Here is an 18,825-nt window from a genome sequence, read left to right on the forward strand (position 1 = left end):
GGACGTCCACCGCGCCCGTGTCCACTGGCCACGTCTGACGCCCATGCCTCTTGCGCAGGTCTGGCTTGTCCGGCTGCCTGACGACGACCAGGTCGTCAGCGCCGAGACCGAGGCTTGCCTGAGCCAGGAAGAGATCCAGCGCGCACGCCGATTCACGCAGCCGCGCCACGCCCAACGCTACATCGCCGCCCACGCGGCACTGCGGACGCTGCTGGCCGAGACCCTTCGCTGCGCTCCGCACGAACTCGCTTGGCAGACAGATGCCGACGGCAAGCCACACTTGTCGCAACACCCGCTGCAGTTCAACCTCTCCCACAGCGATGTCTGGGCCCTGGTGGCCACCCACCCCACCCTGGCCCTGGGGGTGGACCTGGAAACACACCAACCTTGGCAAGACATGGACGGCCTCGCTCTCGCCATCTTTCACCCAGACGAGGCATCGGCATGGCGACAGCTGCCCAAGGCGACTCGGGCCCGGGCCCTGCATGTCGCCTGGACGCGCAAAGAAGCCTGCCTCAAGGCCCTGGGCACAGGCCTGCGCCTTGCGCCAGAACAGGTGTGGGTCGGCATGGCTGACGCCCCCAGGCAGGGCCGTTGGCGCCGGGACGGTGGTCACACCGTTGACTGGTGTGACCTGCTCCTGCCCCTGCCCACACCCCACTCGGCGTGCCTGGCCTGGGTCCAGCCCTGACAGGTCGTCAGGGCGAAACCTCAGAGGTCTCGCAAGGGATGCGCCGCGGGGGGCCAGACCTGATGGAAGAACCCCTCGACCTCGGCAGCATCCACATCCGCGATCCGTGCGGGATGCCACAGTGCCGCACGCCCCTTGTCAACGACCAGTGCCTGCACGCCCTCCAGCACCTCGGCACACCGGACCTGCCCACCTGTGTCGCGCGGCTTGAAGGCGTTGCGCACCAGCGTGCGCTCCATGCGGAAGACGTCGGCCAGCGGCATGCTGCGAGCCCGACGAACCTGCGCCAAGGTCACCGCCATCATCAGCGGCGAATTGCCCGCCATGTGGCTCAGGGTGGCACGCGCCCAATCGCTGTTGTCGGCCTGCAGAGATGCGTGGACGTCAACCAGGGTGTGCAAGCTGAAATGCCGATCGATGGCTTCCAGGCGCGCTGTCACGGTCGCCGCAGGCAGTTGGTCCAGTCCGTGCGCAGCCACATGCGCCTGCACGCGCGCCATCAAGGCATCGCCCGACGCCACCGGGTTGCCCCGCAAGCCCTGCAGCAAGTCCGACAAGGACGCCGCCCGAGCATGAACATCGGCCAGGCCAACGCTCAGTGCATCCGTCACATGCAGGTGCGGCCCCACCACCCCCAGGTATTCGCCCAGAGCGCCAGCACAGCGCGACAGGAAATAGCCGCCACCCACGTCCGGGAACAGGCCGATGCGGGTCTCCGGCATGGCCATGCGCAGTGTCTCGGTGGCCACACGCAGACGGCATCCTTGTGCCAGGCCCATGCCGCCCCCCATGGTCACGCCCTCCATCCAGGCAATGGTGGGTTTGGGGTGTGCGTGGATGAGGTGGTCCAGCGCATATTCCTCCGTGAAGAAATCCTCGACTTCGGGGTTGCCAGCCCGGGCCGCCTCCAGCATGAAACGGATGTCGCCCCCTGCGCAGAAATGCGTCACCGGGTGCTTGCCAGCCCCGGGCTCACGGGCAGAGCCACGCAGCAGCACGCCATGGACAGCCCTGTCCTGCGCCCAGCCGCGCAGCACCACCGTGAGCTCACGGACCATCTCCAGCGACAAGGCGTTGAGCGCTTGCGGACGGTGGAGGGTGATGACACCCAGCCCCCCGACCACCTCGGTGAGGATGGGAGATGAAACACCAACTGGGGACATGCTGCACCTTGGTTTTCAGGCCTTGAGGGCCATTCGGTTTGTGGGGACAGGCGAAAAAAAGGGCCGACAGTGCGGCCCTTTCATGGAGGGGATCAACCCCCCTTGTTCGCACGCTTGCGGTCGTGCTCTTTCAGGAATCGCTTGCGCACCCGGATGCTCTTGGGCGTGATCTCGACGAGTTCGTCGTCGTCGATGAAGTCCACGCCGTATTCCAGCGTCAGGTCGATCGGCGGCGTGATCTTGACGGCGTCTTCCTTGCCCGAGACGCGGAAGTTGGTCAGCTGCTTGGTGCGGGTGGCGTTCACCACCAGGTCGTTGTCTCGGCTGTGGATGCCGACGATCATGCCTTCGTACACCGGGTCGTTCGGCTTGACGAACATGCGGCCGCGGTCGTCCAGCTTGCCCAGGGCGTAGGTGAAGATTTCACCGTCGTCCATGGAGATCAGCACGCCGTTCTTGCGGCCACCGATCTCGCCCTTGTGCGGCTCGTAGCCGTCGAAGATCGAAGCGATCAGGCCCGAACCACGGGTCAGGTTCATGAATTCGTTGCTGAAGCCAATCAGGCCACGCGCAGGGATGCGGTATTCCAGGCGCACACGGCCATGGCCGTCCGGCTCCATGTTGACCATTTCGCCCTTGCGCAGCCCCAGGGCCTGCATCACGCCGCCCTGGTGATCTTCTTCGACGTCGGCGGTCACCAGCTCCATCGGCTCGCACTTCTCGCCGTCGATGTCCTTGAACATCACGCGGGGCTTGGACACGGCCAGCTCATAGCCTTCGCGGCGCATGTTTTCCAGCAGGATGGTCAGGTGCAATTCGCCACGACCGCAGACCTCGAAGATGCCGTCTTCGTCGGTTTCCTTCACGCGCAGGGCGACGTTGTGCTGCAGTTCCTTTTGCAGGCGGTCCCAGATCTGGCGGCTGGTCACGAACTTGCCTTCACGACCGGCCAGCGGCGAGTTGTTCACGCAGAAGTTCATGGTCAGCGTGGGCTCGTCCACCTTCAGCATCGGCAGCGGGGCCGGGTTGGTCGGGTCGGTCACGGTCACGCCGATGTTGACGTCCTCGATGCCGTTGATCAGCACGATGTTGCCCGGGCCGGCTTCGGTGACCTGCACGCGGTCCAGGCCCTGGAAGGTCAGCACCTGGTTGATGCGACCCTTGATGGGCTTGCCCTCGGGGCCTTCCATCACGACCACGTCCTGGCCGGGCTTGGCCGTGCCCTGGCTGATGCGGCCCACGCCGATGCGGCCCACGAACGTGGAGAAGTCCAGTGCGGAAATCTGCAGCTGCAACGGCGCCTTGGGGTCGCCCGTCTGCGCAGGCACGTGCTTGAGCACGGTGTTGAACAGGGCCGACATGTCGTTGCCCCACTTCTCACCCGGCTTGCCTTCTTCCAGCGAGGTCCAGCCGTTGATGCCGGATGCGTACACCACGGGGAAGTCCAGCTGCTCGTCGGTGGCGCCCAGCTTGTCGAACAGGTCGAAAGCAGCGTTCACGACGGCGTCCGGCTTGGCGCCGGGCTTGTCCACCTTGTTGACCACGACGATGGGCTTGAGGCCCAGGGCCAGCGCCTTCTTGGTCACGAAGCGCGTTTGCGGCATCGGGCCTTCTTGCGCGTCGATCAGCAGCACCACGCCGTCCACCATGGACAGGGCGCGCTCGACTTCACCGCCGAAGTCCGCGTGGCCCGGGGTGTCAACGATGTTGATGTGCGTGCCTTCCCAGCTCACGGCGCAGTTCTTGGCCAGGATGGTGATGCCGCGCTCACGTTCGATGGCGTTGTTGTCCATCACGGTATCGACGACCTTTTCGTGGTCGGCGAAGGTGCCGGATTGGCGCAGAAGTTGGTCCACCATGGTTGTTTTGCCATGGTCAACGTGGGCGATGATCGCGATGTTGCGAATAGGGGTGGTCATGGGAATCTCACTCGTCAGAAATCAAATCGGGTGGTCAGGCGGGGTGGCCTGATCCAGCATGCCCTGCACTTCCAGGGGGCTGAGCAGGCGGGTGGGGATGAGTTCGCCGCCTTGGATGCGGGCACTGCCCAGCAACACGTGGCGGCCGGCAGAGGCAGAGGCAGGTACAGGGCCATAGACGCGCACTTGCGGTGCATCGCCCAGGGTCACGCGGCGGCGCAGGCCGGTCAGGAAACGCGCGGCATCTTCTGCTGGCAGCTGCACCTCTGGCCAGTCGGACAGCAGCACGTCGGCGGGCAACAGGTGGGCGTCACGCTCACTTTCGGTCATGGCCTGGAGCGCCTCCAGCGTCACGGCGCCCTGCAGGCTCACGCCGCCACTGCCGGTGCGGCGCAGGCCGATGAGGTGGGCGCCACAGCCGAGCTGCTCGCCGATGTCCTGCGCCAGGGTGCGGATGTAGGTGCCTTTGCTGCAGCGCACGTCGATCTCCAGCACATCACCTTGCACGCGCAGGATGTCAATGCCGTGAATCGTGACCCGGCGTGGCGCACGCTCGATCTCGATGCCTTCGCGGGCGTACTCGTACAGCGCACGTCCCTGGTGCTTGAGCGCCGAATGCATGGGCGGGATCTGGTCGATCTCGCCGGTGAAGGCGTCGCAGGCCGCGCGCAGGCGCTCGGGCGCCGTCATCTCTGGCGTGACCTCGCGGGTGCGCAGCACCTCGCCTTCGGCATCGCCCGTGGCGGTGGTCTGACCCAGCAAGACAGTGGCGGTGTAGCGCTTGTCAGCGTCCAGCGAGACTTGCGAAAACTTGGTGGCCGCGCCAAAGCACAGCGGCAGCAGGCCGGTGGCGAGCGGGTCCAGCGTGCCCGTGTGGCCGGCTTTCTCGGCACGCAGCAGCCACTTGACCTTCTGCAGCGCGTCATTGCTAGAGAGGCCCAGCGGCTTGTCCAGCAGGATCACGCCGTGCAGGTGGCGGCGCGGCATCTTCGGTGCCCTGGGCGCACGCGGGCCGCGCGCCTCGCGGCGCACCTCGGCAGTGTCCTCGCGCTGAACCAACAGATCGCTCACGGTTTCGTGGCCTCCGGACCGGCTTCATCGGCGTCCTTGGCCTTGTCGGCCACGGCGCGGTTGATCAAGGCGCTGAGTTCCGCCGCACGCTCGGTGGTGCGGTCGAAGTGGAAATGCAGCGTCGGCACGGTGTGGATCTGCAGGCGCTTGAACAGGCCATTGCGCAAGAAACCCGCGGCCTCGTTCAAGCCGGCCTCGCACTCGGTCGGGTCACCGATGAGCAGCGAGAAAAACACCTTGGCATGGGCGTAGTCGGGCGTCACTTCCACGTTCTGGATGGTGACCATGCCGATGCGCGGGTCCTTCAGGTCGCGGATGAGCTCGGCCACATCGCGCTGGATCTGGTCAGAGACGCGGTTGCTGCGGTTGGGGGCGGAACGTTTGTGGCGCATGGTGCGGTGTCGTGTCGGTGGGCGGCCCCTCAAGCGCAAACCCCGCCTGGGCTTCAGGCGGGGATGCAGGCCGGGCTGGCGTCAACCAAGCCCTGCTCAGGGGGAGCATCTGCAAATTACAGCGTGCGAGCCACTTCCTTGATTTCGAAGAACTCGAGGACGTCGCCTTCCTTGATGTCGTTGTAGTTCTTGATGCTGAGGCCACACTCGAAGCCTTCCTTGACTTCCTTGGCGTCGTCCTTGAAGCGCTTGAGGCCTTCGAGTTCGCCGGTGTAGATGACCACGTTCTCGCGCAGCAGGCGCAGCTTGGCAGTGCGACGCACCACGCCGTCGGTGACCATGCAACCCGCGATCGTGCCGATCTTCGAGGCCACGAAGACCTGACGGATCTCGGCAGAACCGATGACTTCTTCGCGCTGCTCGGGCGCCAGCATGCCGCCCATCGCTGCCTTCACATCGTCCACGGCGTCGTAAATGATGTTGTAGTAGCGCAGGTCCACGCCATTGTGCTCGGCCACCTTGCGGGCATTGGCGTCCGCACGGGTGTTGAAGCCAATGATGACGGCCTTCGAAGCGATCGCCAGGTTGACGTCCGACTCGGAGATGCCACCCACGGCGGCGTGCACGATCTGCACCCGAACCTCGGGCGTTGACAGCTTGAGCAGCGAAGCGGCCAGCGCCTCCTGCGAGCCTTGCACGTCGGCCTTGATGATCAGCGCCAGGGTCTGGACGTCGCCGCCTTGACCCATTTGCTCGAACATGTTCTCCAGCTTGGCGGCTTGTTGCTTGGCCAGCTTGACGTCGCGGTACTTGCCTTGGCGGAAGGTGGCGATTTCGCGGGCACGGCGCTCGTCCGACAGCACCATGAACTCGTCACCAGCGCGCGGCACTTCGGTCAGGCCCTGGATTTCCACAGGGATCGACGGGCCAGCCTCGTTGGCGGCCTTGCCGTCCTCGTCCAGCATGGCGCGAACACGGCCGTACGACGCACCTGCCAGCACGACGTCGCCGCGCTTGAGGGTGCCCGACTGCACCAGCACGGTGGCCACAGGGCCGCGGCCCTTGTCCAGACGCGCTTCGATCACCAGGCCCTTGGCCATGGCTTCCTTCGGTGCTTTCAGTTCCAGCACTTCGGCTTGCAGCAGCACCTGCTCCAGCAGTTCATCGATGCCCTGACCCATCTTGGCCGACACAGGCACGAAGGGCGAATCACCGCCGTAGGCTTCCGGCACCACCTGTTCGCCGACCAGTTCCTGCGTCACGCGTTCGGTGCTGGCGCCGGGCTTGTCGATCTTGTTGATGGCGACCACGATGGGCACGCCAGCCGCCTTCGCGTGGTGGATGGCTTCCTTCGTTTGCGGCATGACACCGTCGTCGGCTGCCACCACCAGGATGACGATGTCGGTGGCCTTGGCACCACGGGCACGCATGGCCGTGAAGGCCTCGTGACCCGGGGTGTCGAGGAAGGTGATCATGCCGCGCGGGGTGTCCACGTGGTACGCACCGATGTGCTGCGTGATGCCGCCGGCTTCGCCTGCCGCCACACGCGAGGTGCGGATGTAGTCCAGCAGCGAGGTCTTGCCGTGGTCCACGTGGCCCATGACGGTGACCACGGGGGCACGGGGGAAGGCCTCGGCCGTCTGTTCGGCGTGTTCTTCCTCGAGGAAGGCATCGGGGTCGTCCAGCTTGGCGGCGAGCGCCTTGTGGCCCATTTCTTCCACCACGATCATGGCGGTTTCCTGGTCCAGCTGCTGGTTGATGGTGACCATCTGACCGAGCTTCATCATCTGCTTGATGACCTCGGAGGCCTTCACCGACATCTTGTGGGCCAGATCGGCCACCGAGATGGTCTCGGGGATGTGGACCTCGATGATCTGCGGTTCGGTCGGTGCCACGAAGGTGGACTGGTTGTCGCCACGGTCGCCACCACGGCGACCGCCGCGGCCACCCGGGGCCTTCCAGCTGTTGCTGCGTGCGCCATCGCTGCGGCCCTTGCCGGCCGGTGCGCCACGCTTTTTGTCGTCGCCCGCCCAGCTGGAAGACAGCTTCTCGGACTTGATCGACTTCTTGTCACCCGGCTTGGCGGCCGTGCTGCCCGGTGCCGCGGGGGCACCCGGTGCGCCCTTGGGCTTGTGGATGGTGCCCTTGATGCCTGCGGCATCGGCGGCCGGCTTGACCTCTTCGGGCTTCTTGGCCGTCAGCACCTTCTTGGGCGCGTTCATCATCGCGCGGATGGCGGCGGCTTCGGCCTCGGCGGCCTTGCGGCGGTTGGCCAGATCGGCCAGGCGCTTTTGCTCTTCGGCTTCGATGTCGGCGGCCTTGACCACGCGCACGGCCGGTGCCTTGGGGGCTTCGACGGCAGGCGCAGCGGGAGGCTGCACCGCGGCAGGTGCTGCGGCTGGCACGGCGGCTTCAGCGGCGGCCTGGGCCACCGGCTCGGCAGGCTTGTCGGCAGCGGCCTTGGTTGCACCGCTGCGGGCACCGCGGGCGCCACGCTGGGCAGCGGCCGTCAGTGCAGCGGCTTCGGCGCGCGCCACTTCCTGGGCAGCAGCGCGCTTGGCAGCGGCAGCTTCTTTGACCGCCGCGGCGTCGGGGGCAGCGCCCTCGGCGGCGGGTTCGGCCGTCGTGGCTTGTGCCGCAGCGGCTTCGCGGGCGGCCTGCTCGCGCGCTGCGGCTTCGGCAGCGGCCTGGCGGGCAGCGGCTTCAGCGGCGGCGGCTTCGCGGGCTTCGCGCTCGGCACGTTCCTGCGCTTCACGTTGGCGGCGGGCTTCGGCCAGCTGTTCTTCCTGAGCGCGCAAGGCATCGGCCTGGGCACGCGCTTCTTCTTCGCGGCGGGCCAGCTCGATCTCGGCTTCGTTGACCTCTTCCGGGCCGCCCGCCTCGTCGCGCTTGACGAACACACGCTTCTTCTTGACTTCGACCTGGATGGTGCGCGCCTTGCCGGAGGCATCGGCTTGCTTGATTTCGGTGGTCGACTTGCGGGTCAGCGTGATTTTCTTGCGGTCGGCCCCGGTCGAGCCGTGGGCGGTGCGCAGGTGATCGAGCAGACGCTCTTTGTCGGCCTCCGTCAGCACGTCGTCGGTTGCCGCCTTGGGCACGCCGGCAGACTGAAGCTGTTCCAGCAGTGTCGCAGCCGGGCGATTCAGCTCCGCGGCGAGTTGTGCGACGGTGGTCACGGCCATTGTGTAGATCCTTGCGATGAGCTTGCTTGAGTGGTGTCGGATGCGGTGGTCGGGCGGGTTCTGGCTGCGTCAAGCAAACCAGTGTTCGCGGGCCTTGATGATGAGCGCGCGCGCCTGATCCTCGGACACTCCGGTGATCTCGGTCAGCTCGTCCACTGCGAGGTCGGCCAGGTCGTCACGGGTGTGGATACCAGCATCGGCCAGGCTGGCGATCAGCTCCGGCGTCAGGCCTTCCAGACCCTTGAGGCTTTCCGACAAGGCTTCGACTTCTTCTTCCTTGGCGATTTCCATGGTCAGCAGCGCATCCTTGGCTCGGGTGCGCAGTTCGTTGACCGTGTCTTCGTCGAAAGAGGCAATCTCCAGCATTTCCTGCAGCGGCACGTAGGCCACTTCTTCCAGGCTGGAGAAACCTTCTGCGATCAGGATGTCGGCAACTTCCGCGTCCACGTCGAGCTTGTCAACGAAGATCTTGCGGATGGAGTCGGATTCGACAGCCTGCTTCTGTGCCGACTCTTCAGCCGACATGATGTTGATGCGCCAGCCGGTCAGCTCGGCCGCCAGGCGGACGTTCTGACCGCCACGGCCGATGGCGATGGCGAGGTTTTCCTCGTCCACCACCACGTCCATGCCGTGCTGTTCTTCATCGACAAAAATGGATTGCACATTGGCCGGAGCCAGGGCGCCAATCACGAACTGGGCGGGGTCTTCCGACCACAGCACGATGTCCACGCGCTCGCCGGCGAGCTCGTTGGTCACGGCGGTGACGCGCGAACCACGCACGCCGACGCAGGTGCCGATCGGGTCAACACGCTTGTCGTGCGACAGCACGGCGATCTTGGCGCGCGAGCCGGAGTCCCGGGCGCAGCTCTTGATCTCCAGCAGGCCTTGCTCGATTTCGGGCACTTCCTGGCGGAACAGCTCGATCATGAAGTCGGGCGAGGAGCGCGACAGCATGATCTGGGGGCCACGCTGGGTCGGGTCCACGCCCAGGATGAAAGCGCGCACGCGGTCACCGGAGCGCAGGTTTTCCTTGGGGATCATCTCGCCGCGCTTGAGGCGGCCTTCGACGCGGCCCGACTCGACGATGATGTCGCCCTTGTCCAGGCGCTTGACGGTGCCCACGAAGATCCGCTCGCCGCGCGAGAGGAAATCGTTGAGCAACTGTTCGCGCTCGGCGTCACGGATCTTTTGCAGGATGACCTGCTTGGCAGCTTGCGCACCGATGCGGCCGATGGGCACGGACTCGATCGACTCTTCGATGTAGTCACCGACTTCGATGTCGGCGATGCGGTCGATGGCGTCCGACAGGATTTCTTCGGCTTCGGGGTTCTGCAGACCGGCCTCGTCGGGCACGACCAGCCAGCGGCGGAAGGTCTCGTACACGCCGCTTTCGCGGTCGATGGCGACGCGGATGTCCACCTCACCCTGGTAGAGCTTCTTGGTGGCAGAGGCCAGGGCGGATTCGACCGCGCCAAACACCACGTCACGGTCCACGCTCTTCTCACGGGAGATGGCGTCCACCAACATCAACAGTTCACGATTCATTTGTTCTGACCTCCGAGTTCTTGCGCCTCATCGACGGCAACGTCTGCCGGGGTTGCCGCCCGGCGCACACGACCCTTGAAACTCACTTCCGGCACCAGACGGGCCTCGCGGATTTCATCGAGCGTGAAACCTAAAACTTCATACACATCCTGCGGTGCAGCAATGCCCGCGGCTTGATCTTTGGCCAGCTTCTTGGCGGCCGTTTTCGACAGCGGCTTGTCGGCATCGGCCGGCTTGAGCACCAGCCCCCACGCCTGGCCCGAGGCGATGCTGGCTTCGTCGCCGTCCTGCGAGGTGCACAGCACGCCGCTGTATTTCTTGCGGCCCTTGAACGGGGCCTTCAACGAGATCTCGACCTGCTCGCCCAGGAAACGCTCGAAATGCGCCGGCGTTTTCAGCGGGCGGTCCACGCCGGGGGAGGACACCTCCAGGCGGCTGTAATCGGCATCCACCGTTTCCAGGGCGTACTGCAACTGGCGGTTGACCTTTTCGCAGTCGTCCACGGTCACCAGCTCACCCGGCAGGTCGTAGGCTTGCTCGGGCAGGCGGTCGATGTAGACGCGCAGCAGCCCATGCGTACTGCGCTCGCAGTCCACAAGCTCGTAACCCAAACCGGTCACGGTGGTTTCAACGACATTCAGCCAGGTCATCCGATCCAGGGGCTTCCAACAAAAAACGCCAGCAACATGCCAGCAAAAACGGTCAAGCAAAAAAAAAGGGCTGGAGTGATCCGCCCATTCTGAAGTCTGCCGACCCAACGCCACACCCGGAGACGCCGATCGAAGACCCGCACCGCCCGGTGCCACACCAGGTGACCAACACGAGACGAACCGCCCCCGACACGCCCGCACTGGATGTTCACGGGTGAACAGGGCCAATGCAAGGCGCCACCAAAAGCAGCCAATCTCGGATTTTACCCCGATGAAGGCGCCTCAGCAAGGCTTGTGCCCGAAATTCTGTTGAAGGCCGTGTCCGTGCCAGAATCCTGCCCTGGTAATGACCTCATTTGGAGCCCCCCATGGGATTTCTCGCCGGCAAACGCCTGTTGATCACGGGCCTGCTGTCCAACCGTTCCATCGCCTACGGCATTGCCAAAGCATGCCAGCGCGAAGGTGCCGAACTCGCCTTCAGCTATGTGGGCGAGCGTTTCAAGGACCGAATCACCGAGTTCGCCAAGGAGTTCAACTCCGAGCTGATCTTCGATTGTGACGTGGGCAGCGACGAGCAGATCGCCGCCATGTTCGCCGACCTGGCCAAAACCTGGCCGACCTTCGACGGCTTCGTGCACTCCATCGGCTTCGCCCCGCGCGAAGCCATCGCGGGTGACTTCCTGGAAGGCCTGTCGCGCGAAGGCTTCCGCATCGCCCACGACATCTCGGCCTACAGCTTCCCGGCCATGGCCAAGGCCGCCCTGCCCTACCTGAACCCGCAGGCCGCCTTGCTGACGCTGTCCTACCTGGGCGCCGAGCGCATCGTGCCGGCTTACAACACCATGGGCCTGGCCAAGGCTTCGCTGGAAGCCAGCGTGCGCTACACCGCCGCCAGCCTGGGCCCCAAGGGCATCCGCGTCAACGGCATCTCGGCCGGGCCGATCAAGACGCTGGCCGCATCCGGCATCAAGGGCTTCGGCAAGATCCTGAGCGTGGTCGAGCAGAACGCCCCGCTGCGCCGCAACGTCACCGTCGAGGACGTGGGCAACGTGGCCGCCTTCATGCTGTCGGACCTGGCAGCCGGCGTGACCGCCGAGATCACCTACGTGGACGGCGGCTTCAGCCACGTCATGGGTGGCTTGGGCGACCTCGCCGAGTGAGCGCTTGCTGAAGCAGCACGCACCAGGGGCCTTCAGGCCCCTTTTTCATGGCTGGCCGTGACCGCGGTCGTGGCTGACGGTGTGCCGCTGCCGCCAGGCCGCCGGCGTCATGCCCGCGTGCTTCTTGAACAGGCGCCCGAAGGCCACGCGGTCGTGGTAACCCACGGCCTCGGCGACCTCGGCCACCTGCAGCCGGGCTGTTTCGAGCAGGTCCTGGGCACGCGCCAGCCGCAGCGCTTGCTGGTACTGGAGGGGCGTGGTGCCCGTGGCGGCCAGGAAGCGCCGCTGCAAGGTGCGCACGCTGACGTGGATGGCCTCGGCCAGTGCTTGCAGCGACAAGGGCGTGGCGACGTCGGCCTCGATGCGGTCCTGCAGCCGACGGATGTCGGCATCGGTGTGGCGGCGCCAGCCCGGTGGCGGCATGTAGAGCGATTGCGGCCCGCGGTCGAGCTCGGTGACCAGCATGCGGGCCAGTGCCCGTGCGGTGTCACGGTCGGCCAAGGTCTGCACCGCACGCAAGCAGGCATCGACACCGGCCAGCGAACCGCCGGAACACACGATCCCATCGGCCTGGGTGAGGTTGCTGTCGGGCTGGACCTGCACGCCGGGGTGGCGGGCCTGAAGCTCATCGGCCAGCATCCAGTGCGTGGTGGCCACCTGGCCGTCCAGGCGCCCCGTCGCGGCCAGCAGGTACACGCCCGAACACAGCGTGGCCACGCGCACGCCCGCGGGCAAGGCGCCCAGAGCCGCGATCACCTTCGGGTGCGAGGCCGCCGCTTCGGGCCCTTGCGTCCACAGTGAGGGGATGACGACCAGCTCGGCCTCCTGCAGGCGCTCCGGTCCGCCTTCGACCGCCAGCAGACCATCCGGGTGCGGCACACCGAGGCCGTCCTCGCTGACGCGGATCAGCTCGAAGCGGTGGGCACCCGGCAGCTGGTTGCCCATGCGGAAGACGTCCAGCACCAGGCCGACGCTGCCCAGGCTGTGCTGCGGGCACACCACCACGGCCACGCGGTGGACCTGGCGGGGCGGCCTGGCATTGGCCGCTGGGCGCGCGGGGATGGGTGACAGCAACTTGTCCATATCAGCCTCAAAGATGTCTTTGACGACAATAGCATGCGCCGAACCCGCCGCACAGAATCGTTCACATCCCCATCCTTGCCCTGGAGTTCGATGTGAACGAGTTGATCCTGCACCACTACAACGAATCACCCTACGCCGAGAAGGTGCGCGTCTTGCTCGGGCACAAAGGCCTGGCCTGGCGCTCGGTGAAGGTGCCGCGCGTGGCGCCCAAGCCGGACCTCGTCACGCTGACCGGCGGCTACCGCAAGGTGCCGGTGCTGCAAATCGGTGCCGACGTCTATTGCGACACCCACCTCATCGCCGAGGTGCTGGAGGCTCGCCACCCTGAGCCCAGCATCCGCACCGAGCCCGGCCGCTTCACCGACATCGTTGAGCACTGGGTGGACACCAACCTGTTCGCCCGCGCCGTGGGCTACACCTTCGGCGCTTTGGCCGACTTCCTGCCCGATGCCCTGCTGGCCGACCGCGCTGCGCTGCGTGGCGCACCGCTGGAGCGTGAAGCGCTGAAAGCCGCCCTGCCCCTGGCCACGCAAGAGCTGCACACCCAGCTGACCTGGCTGGAAACGGCCCTGTCGGCGGCGCACACGGACGGCACCCCCTTCGTGAATGGCGCGCGCCCCGGTGGCGGTGATTTCACGCTCTATTCGACGCTGTGGTTCCTGGCCAATGGCCGCTTTGACTTCTCCGGGCTGCCCTCGGTGGCCGCGTGGATGGCCCGCATGGCCGCCTTCGGCCACGGCAAGCCGGAAGATTGCAGCGCAGAAGCGTCCTTGCTGGAGGCCGCGGCGGCCCTGCCTGCTCCCCTGCCCACCGACAGTGTCTCGCCCGACCCCAGCGGTGTGGCACTCGGCCAGCAGGTGCAGATCACCCCCGAGCAACTCGGCCACGGCACCAGCGTGCAGGGCGAATTGGTCGCCATCAACGCACGCCGCCTGACGCTGCGCCTGCACACCGACCGCTGCGGCGAGGTGCACGTGCACTTCCCCCGCCTGGGCTACCGACTGCGCACCGCGGGCTGAACCATGGCAAAGACGATGCCCCCACTGACGCTGTACACCTTCGCCATGTCGCACTACAGCGAGAAGGTCCGCTGGACGCTGGACACGAGCGACATCCCCTACCGCGAAGTCTGTCTGAGCCCGGCCTTCCACATCGCACCGGCCCTGCGCATGGGGCGACGCGGCCAGACGACGCTGCCGATCCTGCAAGCAGGCCAGGAAGCCATCCAGGACAGCCCGCGCATCCTGGCCTGGCTGCAGCAGCACCGCGGCCCGCTGCCGGTGATGCCCGTGGCCGTGACGCGGCCCATGCGCGAGGTGGAGCAACGCTTCGACGCCATCGGCAAGGACGTCGCCCGCTACCTTTACGCCCACAGCTTCGGCAGCGCGGACGCCCACATCGTCAAGCTCTGGACCGACCACGCCTCGCCCTGGCAAGCCGCCATCATCCGCGCCACCTACCCGCTGATGCGCTGGGTGTTCAAGCAAAAGCTGCACATCCGCCCGGCGCGCGTGGCCTTGGCCGAAGACCGCATCCGCCTGGCCATGGACTGGCTGGACCGCGAAATCGCCGATGGCCGACATTACCTGGTGGGCGATCGCCTCACCGTGGCCGACATCACCGCCGCTGCGCTGCTGGCGCCCCTGGCCTGCCCGAGCCAGCACCCGGTGTATGGCGATGCCGCTTACCGCGAAGGCATGAAGCAAGCCGTGGCACCCTGGCGCCAGCGCCCGGCGATGGCCTGGGTGAGGTGGATGTACGACAACCACCGCGGACCCATGAAGGGTGGCGTGTTCTGACCACGGCGCGCTTGGCTTCTCAGGCGGTGCTGGCAGAATGGACCGAAAGGAGACTTCTGCCATGAACCGTCAGGAACTGAACGCGCTGCTGGAAAAACTGCACGCCGAACTGGCCGCGAGCCCGCAGGTGGACGATGCCTTGAAGCAATCCTTGCAGGCACTGGACCAGGACATCCAACGGGTGCTGAGCCAGGCACCCACCGAGGCCGCCGCCACCGCATCTGCCGAAACCACCGAACCCGGCGATGAGCCCGACATCAACGCCCTGGCGCAGGCCCTGGAGGCCAAGCTCGAAGCCGGCCACCCCTATCTGGTGAACACCTTGCGCGAGCTGATGGACCGCCTGGGCAAGATGGGCATCTGAGCCCTTCGCTCCGTCCACATCAGTCCATCAGATCAGGTCTGCCACCAGGCTGGCCGAGATCAGCCCCTGCGTGTACGGGTGCTTTGGCGCACCCAGAACCTGCTGGGCACTGCCGTGTTCGACGATTTCGCCAGCCTTCATCACGATGACCTCGTGCGCCATGGCCGCGACCACCTCCACGTCGTGGGTGATGAGCAGGTAGCTCAGGCCACGCTCGCGCTGCAGCCGTTGCAGCAAGCCCAGGATCTGCTTCTGGATGGTGACGTCGAGCGCGCTGGTGGGCTCGTCGAGCACCAGCACCTGGGGCTCCAGCACGAGCGCGCGCGCCATGGCCAGGCGCTGGCGCTGCCCGCCCGAGAAGGCGTGCGGGTAGCGCTGCAGCAGGCCCGGGAACTGCGCCTCGCTCAAACCGACCTCGTCCAGCACGGCGATGACCCGCGCCTGGCGCTGCGCCGCCGTCAAGCCGGGCTGGTGGACCTCCAGGCCCTCGCCAACGATTTCTTCCACCGTCATGCGCGGTGACAGCGACGAGAACGGGTCCTGGAACACCACCTGCACGGCGCGGCGCAAGGGGCGATCGGCCTTGGCGCGGAACTGCCATTGGCCGCCGGCCACGCTGAGTTCGCCTTCGAACGGCTGCAGGCCGAGCGCGGCCAGGGCCAGCGTCGATTTGCCCGAGCCCGACTCGCCGATCACACCCAGCGTGCGCCCGGCCGGCACCTCGAAGGAGGCGCCCTTGACCGCGTCGAACCAGGCGCGGCCGAACCAGCCCGCCAGGCCCGGCTTGGGCACGGGGTAGCGCACGTTCAGCTTGCGCCCGGCGATGACCGGCGGCGCAGGGTTGTCGGGCAGTGGCTGCGGGTCGCGCTGCGGGCGGCTGTCCAGCAGCTTGCGGGTGTAGGCGTGCTGCGGCTTGGCAAACACCTCGGCCACCGGCCCGGTCTCGACGATCACACCGTGTTCCATCACGGCCACGCGGTCCGCGAAGCGGCGCACGAGGTGCAGGTCGTGGGTGATCATCAGCACGGCCATGCCATGCGTGCGTTGCAGGTCGCTCAGCAGGCCCAGGATCTGGCCGCGCACGGTCACGTCCAGCGCGGTCGTGGGCTCGTCGGCCAGCAGGATCTGGGGTTGGCAGGCCAGGGCCATGGCGATCATGGCGCGTTGCCGCTGCCCACCTGAAAGCTGATGCGGGAAGCTGCGCGCGCGGCGTTCTGGCTCGGGGATGCCCGTGGTGGCCAGCAGCGTCACGGCCTTCGCCCAGGCCTGGGCCCGCGGCACGGCCTGGTGCAACTCGATGACCTCGGCGATCTGGTCGCCGATGGAGAACAGCGGGTTGAGCGCCGTCATGGGCTCCTGGAAAATGACGGCGATGTCGCGGCCACGCACGCCGCGCAGCTCGCGCTCGGGCAGGGTCAGCAGGTCGCGGGGGCCCGGTGTGGCGCCATCGGCGCTGTCCTTGCCGTGGAACATGGCGCGGCCGCTGACGCGGGCATCGGCCACCAGGCGCAAGAGGCTCATGGCCGTGATGGACTTGCCCGAGCCGGACTCGCCCACCAGCGCCAGTTTCTCGCCACGGGCCAGGCTCAGACTCACGCCGTGCACGACTTCGCGGTCGCCGAAAGCGATGCGCAAGTCCTGCACATCGAGCAGCAAGGCGTCGGTGTTGCGCTCACTCATCGTGCTTCTTCCTTGCGCGGGTCGAGCGCATCGCGCAGGGCGTCGCCCATGAAGGTCAGCAACAGCAGCGACAGCACCAGCACGGCGAAGGTGGACAGCGAAATCCACCAGGCGTCGAGGTTGTTCTTGCCTTGCAGCAAAAGCTCGCCCAGGCTGGGCGTGTCGGACGGCACCCCCAGGCCGAGGAAGTCCAGCGAGGTCAGCGCCAGGATGGCCGCGCTCATGCGGAAAGGCAGGAAGGTGACGACCGGCGTCATGCTGTTGGGCAGGATGTGACGGCGGATGATTTGCCAGTTGCTCTGGCCCATGGCGCGGGCGGCGCGCACGTGGTCGAGCTGGCGGTTGCGCAGGAACTCGGCGCGCACATAGTCAGACAGGCCGATCCAGCCGAACAGGCTCAGCAGCACCAGCAGCAGCCAGATGCTGGGCGTGAACACCGCCGAGAAGATGATCAGCAGGTAAAGCTCGGGCATGGAGCTCCAGACCTCGATGAAGCGCTGGAAGAACAGGTCGGTGCGCCCACCGTGAAAGCCCTGCACCGCCCCGGTCAGCACACCAACCACCACACCGATGAGCGTGAGCGCCAGGCCGAACAGCACCGAGACGCGAAAGCCATACAGCAGGCGGGCGAACACATCGCGGCCGCGGTCGTCCGTGCCGAGCCAGTTGTCGGCCGACGGTGGCGCCGGGTTGGGCGACTTGGCAAAATAATTGATGGTGCGGTGGTGCGAGCGGTTGACCGGGTAGATGGCGAAATTGCCCGGCCGCTTGAACTGCGCGGCGATGAAGGGGTCGAGGTAGTCGGTGGGGCTGTCGAAGTCGCCACCGAACACCGTCTCGGGCACGTTTTCCACGATGGGGAAGTACCAGTGGCCCTGGTAGCGCGCCACCAGGGGCTTGTCGTTGGAGACCAGCTCGGCGCACAGGCTCAGCACCATCAGCACCGTGAACAGCAGCAGGCTCCAGTAACCCAGGCGCTGCTGTCGGAAGCGCAACCAGGCGCGGCGCGATGGCGATGGCGATGGCGAAGCTGCAGCCACTTGAGGCGTGGCCGGTGCGCCAGATGCGGGGGACATCTCTTGGCTCATGCGTCCAGCCTCACGCGCGGGTCCACCCAGACGTAGCACAGGTCGCTGATGAGTTTGGTCACCAGGCCGATGAGTGTGAAGAGGTAAAGCGTGCCCAGCACAACGGGGTAGTCGCGGCGCATGACGGACTCGTAGCTCAAGAGGCCCAGGCCATCGAGCGAAAAGAGCGTCTCGATCAGCAGCGAGCCCGTGAAGAAGGCACCGATGAAAGCGGCAGGGAAGCCCGTCACCAGCGGGATGAGGGCATTGCGCATGACGTGCTTCCACAGCACCTTGCGCTCGTCCAGGCCCTTGGCCCGGGCGGTCAGCACGTACTGCTTGCGGATTTCGTCGAGGAAGGCGTTCTTCGTGAGCATGGTGACCACGGCGAAGCTGCCCAGCACGCTGGCCGTGACCGGCAAGGCGATGTGCCAGAGGTAGTCCGTGATTTTCGCGGCCCAGCTGAGCTCATCCCAGTTCGGCGAGGTCAGGCCGCGCAGCGGGAACCATTGCAGGAAGCTGCCGCCGCCGAACAGCACCAGCAGCGCCACGCCCAGCACGAAGCCAGGGATGGCATAGCCCACCAGCACGAGCAGGCTGGTGACCATGTCGAAGCGCGAGCCCGCACGCACCGCCTTCGCGATGCCCAGCGGCACCGAGACCAGGTAGCTCAGGAAGAAGGTCCACAGCCCCAGGCTGATGGAAACGGGCAGTTTCTCCTGGATGAGCGCCCACACCGACTTGTGGTGCACGAAGCTTTCACCCAGATCGAAGCGCGCGTAGGACGTCAGCATGGCCAGGAAGCGCTCAGGCGCGGGCTTGTCGAAGCCATAGAGCTTCTTGAGCTCCTCGACCTGCGCCGGGTCCACGCCCTGGCGGCCACGGTAGCTGGCGTCCGGACCGGCCCGCTCGCCACCGCTGGTGCGGTTGCTGAGCTGCGACATCGCCTGCTCCACCGGCCCGCCCGGCACGAACTGGATGACCGCGAAGGTCAGCAGCAGCACGCCCAGCAGGGTCGGCACCATCAGCAACACGCGCTTGAGGATGTACACCCACATG

Annotated in this window: 16 protein-coding genes; 5 read left to right on the top strand and 11 right to left on the bottom strand. The window is 66.4% G+C overall.

Features of this window, described 5'->3' with window-relative positions; genetic code table 11:
- Positions 1–43: 43 nt before the first annotated feature.
- On the top strand, positions 44–691 hold the full coding sequence (locus tag EV672_RS07685; protein WP_166643499.1) for a 4'-phosphopantetheinyl transferase family protein: 648 nt from the start codon (positions 44–46) through the stop codon (positions 689–691).
- A gap of 20 nt (positions 692–711) precedes the next feature.
- Here EV672_RS07685 and EV672_RS07690 read toward each other — a convergent pair whose 3' ends face one another.
- The 7 genes from EV672_RS07690 to EV672_RS07720 form a co-directional block, all read right to left on the bottom strand.
- Positions 712–1,854 (bottom strand): 3-hydroxyisobutyryl-CoA hydrolase, encoded by a 1,143-nt coding sequence (locus EV672_RS07690; protein ID WP_133607916.1) that lies wholly within the window; start codon positions 1,852–1,854, stop codon positions 712–714.
- A gap of 92 nt (positions 1,855–1,946) precedes the next feature.
- Positions 1,947–3,773, bottom strand: a complete 1,827-nt coding sequence (gene typA / locus EV672_RS07695; RefSeq protein ID WP_133607918.1) for a translational GTPase TypA — start codon at positions 3,771–3,773, stop codon at positions 1,947–1,949.
- A gap of 21 nt (positions 3,774–3,794) precedes the next feature.
- The gene (truB, locus tag EV672_RS07700; RefSeq protein WP_133608231.1) at positions 3,795–4,760 is read right to left on the bottom strand and encodes a tRNA pseudouridine(55) synthase TruB; all 966 of its coding nucleotides are present in this window, start codon (positions 4,758–4,760) and stop codon (positions 3,795–3,797) included.
- An 80-nt stretch (positions 4,761–4,840) separates the two neighbouring features.
- Positions 4,841–5,236, bottom strand: a complete 396-nt coding sequence (rbfA, locus tag EV672_RS07705; protein ID WP_133607920.1) for a 30S ribosome-binding factor RbfA — start codon at positions 5,234–5,236, stop codon at positions 4,841–4,843.
- A 116-nt stretch (positions 5,237–5,352) separates the two neighbouring features.
- Positions 5,353–8,418, bottom strand: coding sequence for a translation initiation factor IF-2 (gene infB, locus EV672_RS07710; protein WP_133607921.1), 3,066 nt, complete (start codon positions 8,416–8,418; stop codon positions 5,353–5,355).
- Positions 8,419–8,487: 69 nt separating this feature from the next.
- Entirely contained in the window at positions 8,488–9,963 is a 1,476-nt protein-coding gene (nusA, locus tag EV672_RS07715) for a transcription termination factor NusA (protein ID WP_133607923.1), read from the bottom strand.
- Positions 9,960–10,613, bottom strand: a complete 654-nt coding sequence (locus EV672_RS07720) for an LSm family protein (RefSeq protein WP_133607925.1) — start codon at positions 10,611–10,613, stop codon at positions 9,960–9,962. The genes nusA and EV672_RS07720 overlap by 4 nt, the downstream gene beginning before the upstream one ends.
- Before the next feature lie 368 nt (positions 10,614–10,981).
- On the opposite strand from EV672_RS07720, the gene fabI reads away from it, so the two are divergent.
- On the top strand, positions 10,982–11,773 hold the full coding sequence (gene fabI / locus EV672_RS07725; RefSeq protein WP_133607927.1) for an enoyl-ACP reductase FabI: 792 nt from the start codon (positions 10,982–10,984) through the stop codon (positions 11,771–11,773).
- Between the two features lie 45 nt (positions 11,774–11,818).
- On the opposite strand, the gene EV672_RS07730 is transcribed toward fabI, so the two are convergent.
- Positions 11,819–12,856 carry a GlxA family transcriptional regulator gene (locus tag EV672_RS07730; RefSeq protein WP_133607929.1) on the bottom strand — a complete coding sequence of 346 codons (1,038 nt, stop codon included), beginning with the start codon at positions 12,854–12,856 and terminating at the stop codon, positions 11,819–11,821.
- 92 nt (positions 12,857–12,948) lie between these two features.
- Here EV672_RS07730 and EV672_RS07735 point away from each other — a divergent pair, with 92 nt between their 5' ends.
- From EV672_RS07735 to EV672_RS07745, 3 genes are all read left to right on the top strand, one after another.
- Positions 12,949–13,875 carry a glutathione S-transferase family protein gene (locus EV672_RS07735; protein ID WP_133607931.1) on the top strand — a complete coding sequence of 309 codons (927 nt, stop codon included), beginning with the start codon at positions 12,949–12,951 and terminating at the stop codon, positions 13,873–13,875.
- A 3-nt stretch (positions 13,876–13,878) separates the two neighbouring features.
- A complete protein-coding gene (locus EV672_RS07740) occupies positions 13,879–14,655 on the top strand; it encodes a glutathione S-transferase family protein (protein ID WP_133607933.1) in 777 nt (258 codons plus the stop codon).
- A gap of 61 nt (positions 14,656–14,716) precedes the next feature.
- Positions 14,717–15,019, top strand: a complete 303-nt coding sequence (locus EV672_RS07745) for a DUF4404 family protein (protein WP_166643500.1) — start codon at positions 14,717–14,719, stop codon at positions 15,017–15,019.
- 27 nt (positions 15,020–15,046) lie between these two features.
- Here EV672_RS07745 and EV672_RS07750 read toward each other — a convergent pair whose 3' ends face one another.
- From EV672_RS07750 to EV672_RS07760, 3 genes are read right to left on the bottom strand one after another with little or no spacing between them, the layout of a single operon-like run.
- A complete protein-coding gene (locus EV672_RS07750) occupies positions 15,047–16,699 on the bottom strand; it encodes an ABC transporter ATP-binding protein (RefSeq protein ID WP_133607937.1) in 1,653 nt (550 codons plus the stop codon).
- The gene (locus EV672_RS07755) at positions 16,696–17,775 is read right to left on the bottom strand and encodes an ABC transporter permease (protein ID WP_243738576.1); all 1,080 of its coding nucleotides are present in this window, start codon (positions 17,773–17,775) and stop codon (positions 16,696–16,698) included. Before EV672_RS07755 ends, EV672_RS07750 begins: the two co-directional genes overlap by 4 nt.
- Positions 17,776–17,783: 8 nt before the next feature.
- Positions 17,784–18,824, bottom strand: coding sequence for a microcin C ABC transporter permease YejB (locus EV672_RS07760; RefSeq protein ID WP_133607941.1), 1,041 nt, complete (start codon positions 18,822–18,824; stop codon positions 17,784–17,786).
- Position 18,825 lies beyond the last annotated feature (1 nt).

The organism is Aquabacterium commune, assembly GCF_004362855.1.
Taxonomy (GTDB): domain Bacteria; phylum Pseudomonadota; class Gammaproteobacteria; order Burkholderiales; family Burkholderiaceae_C; genus Aquabacterium; species Aquabacterium commune.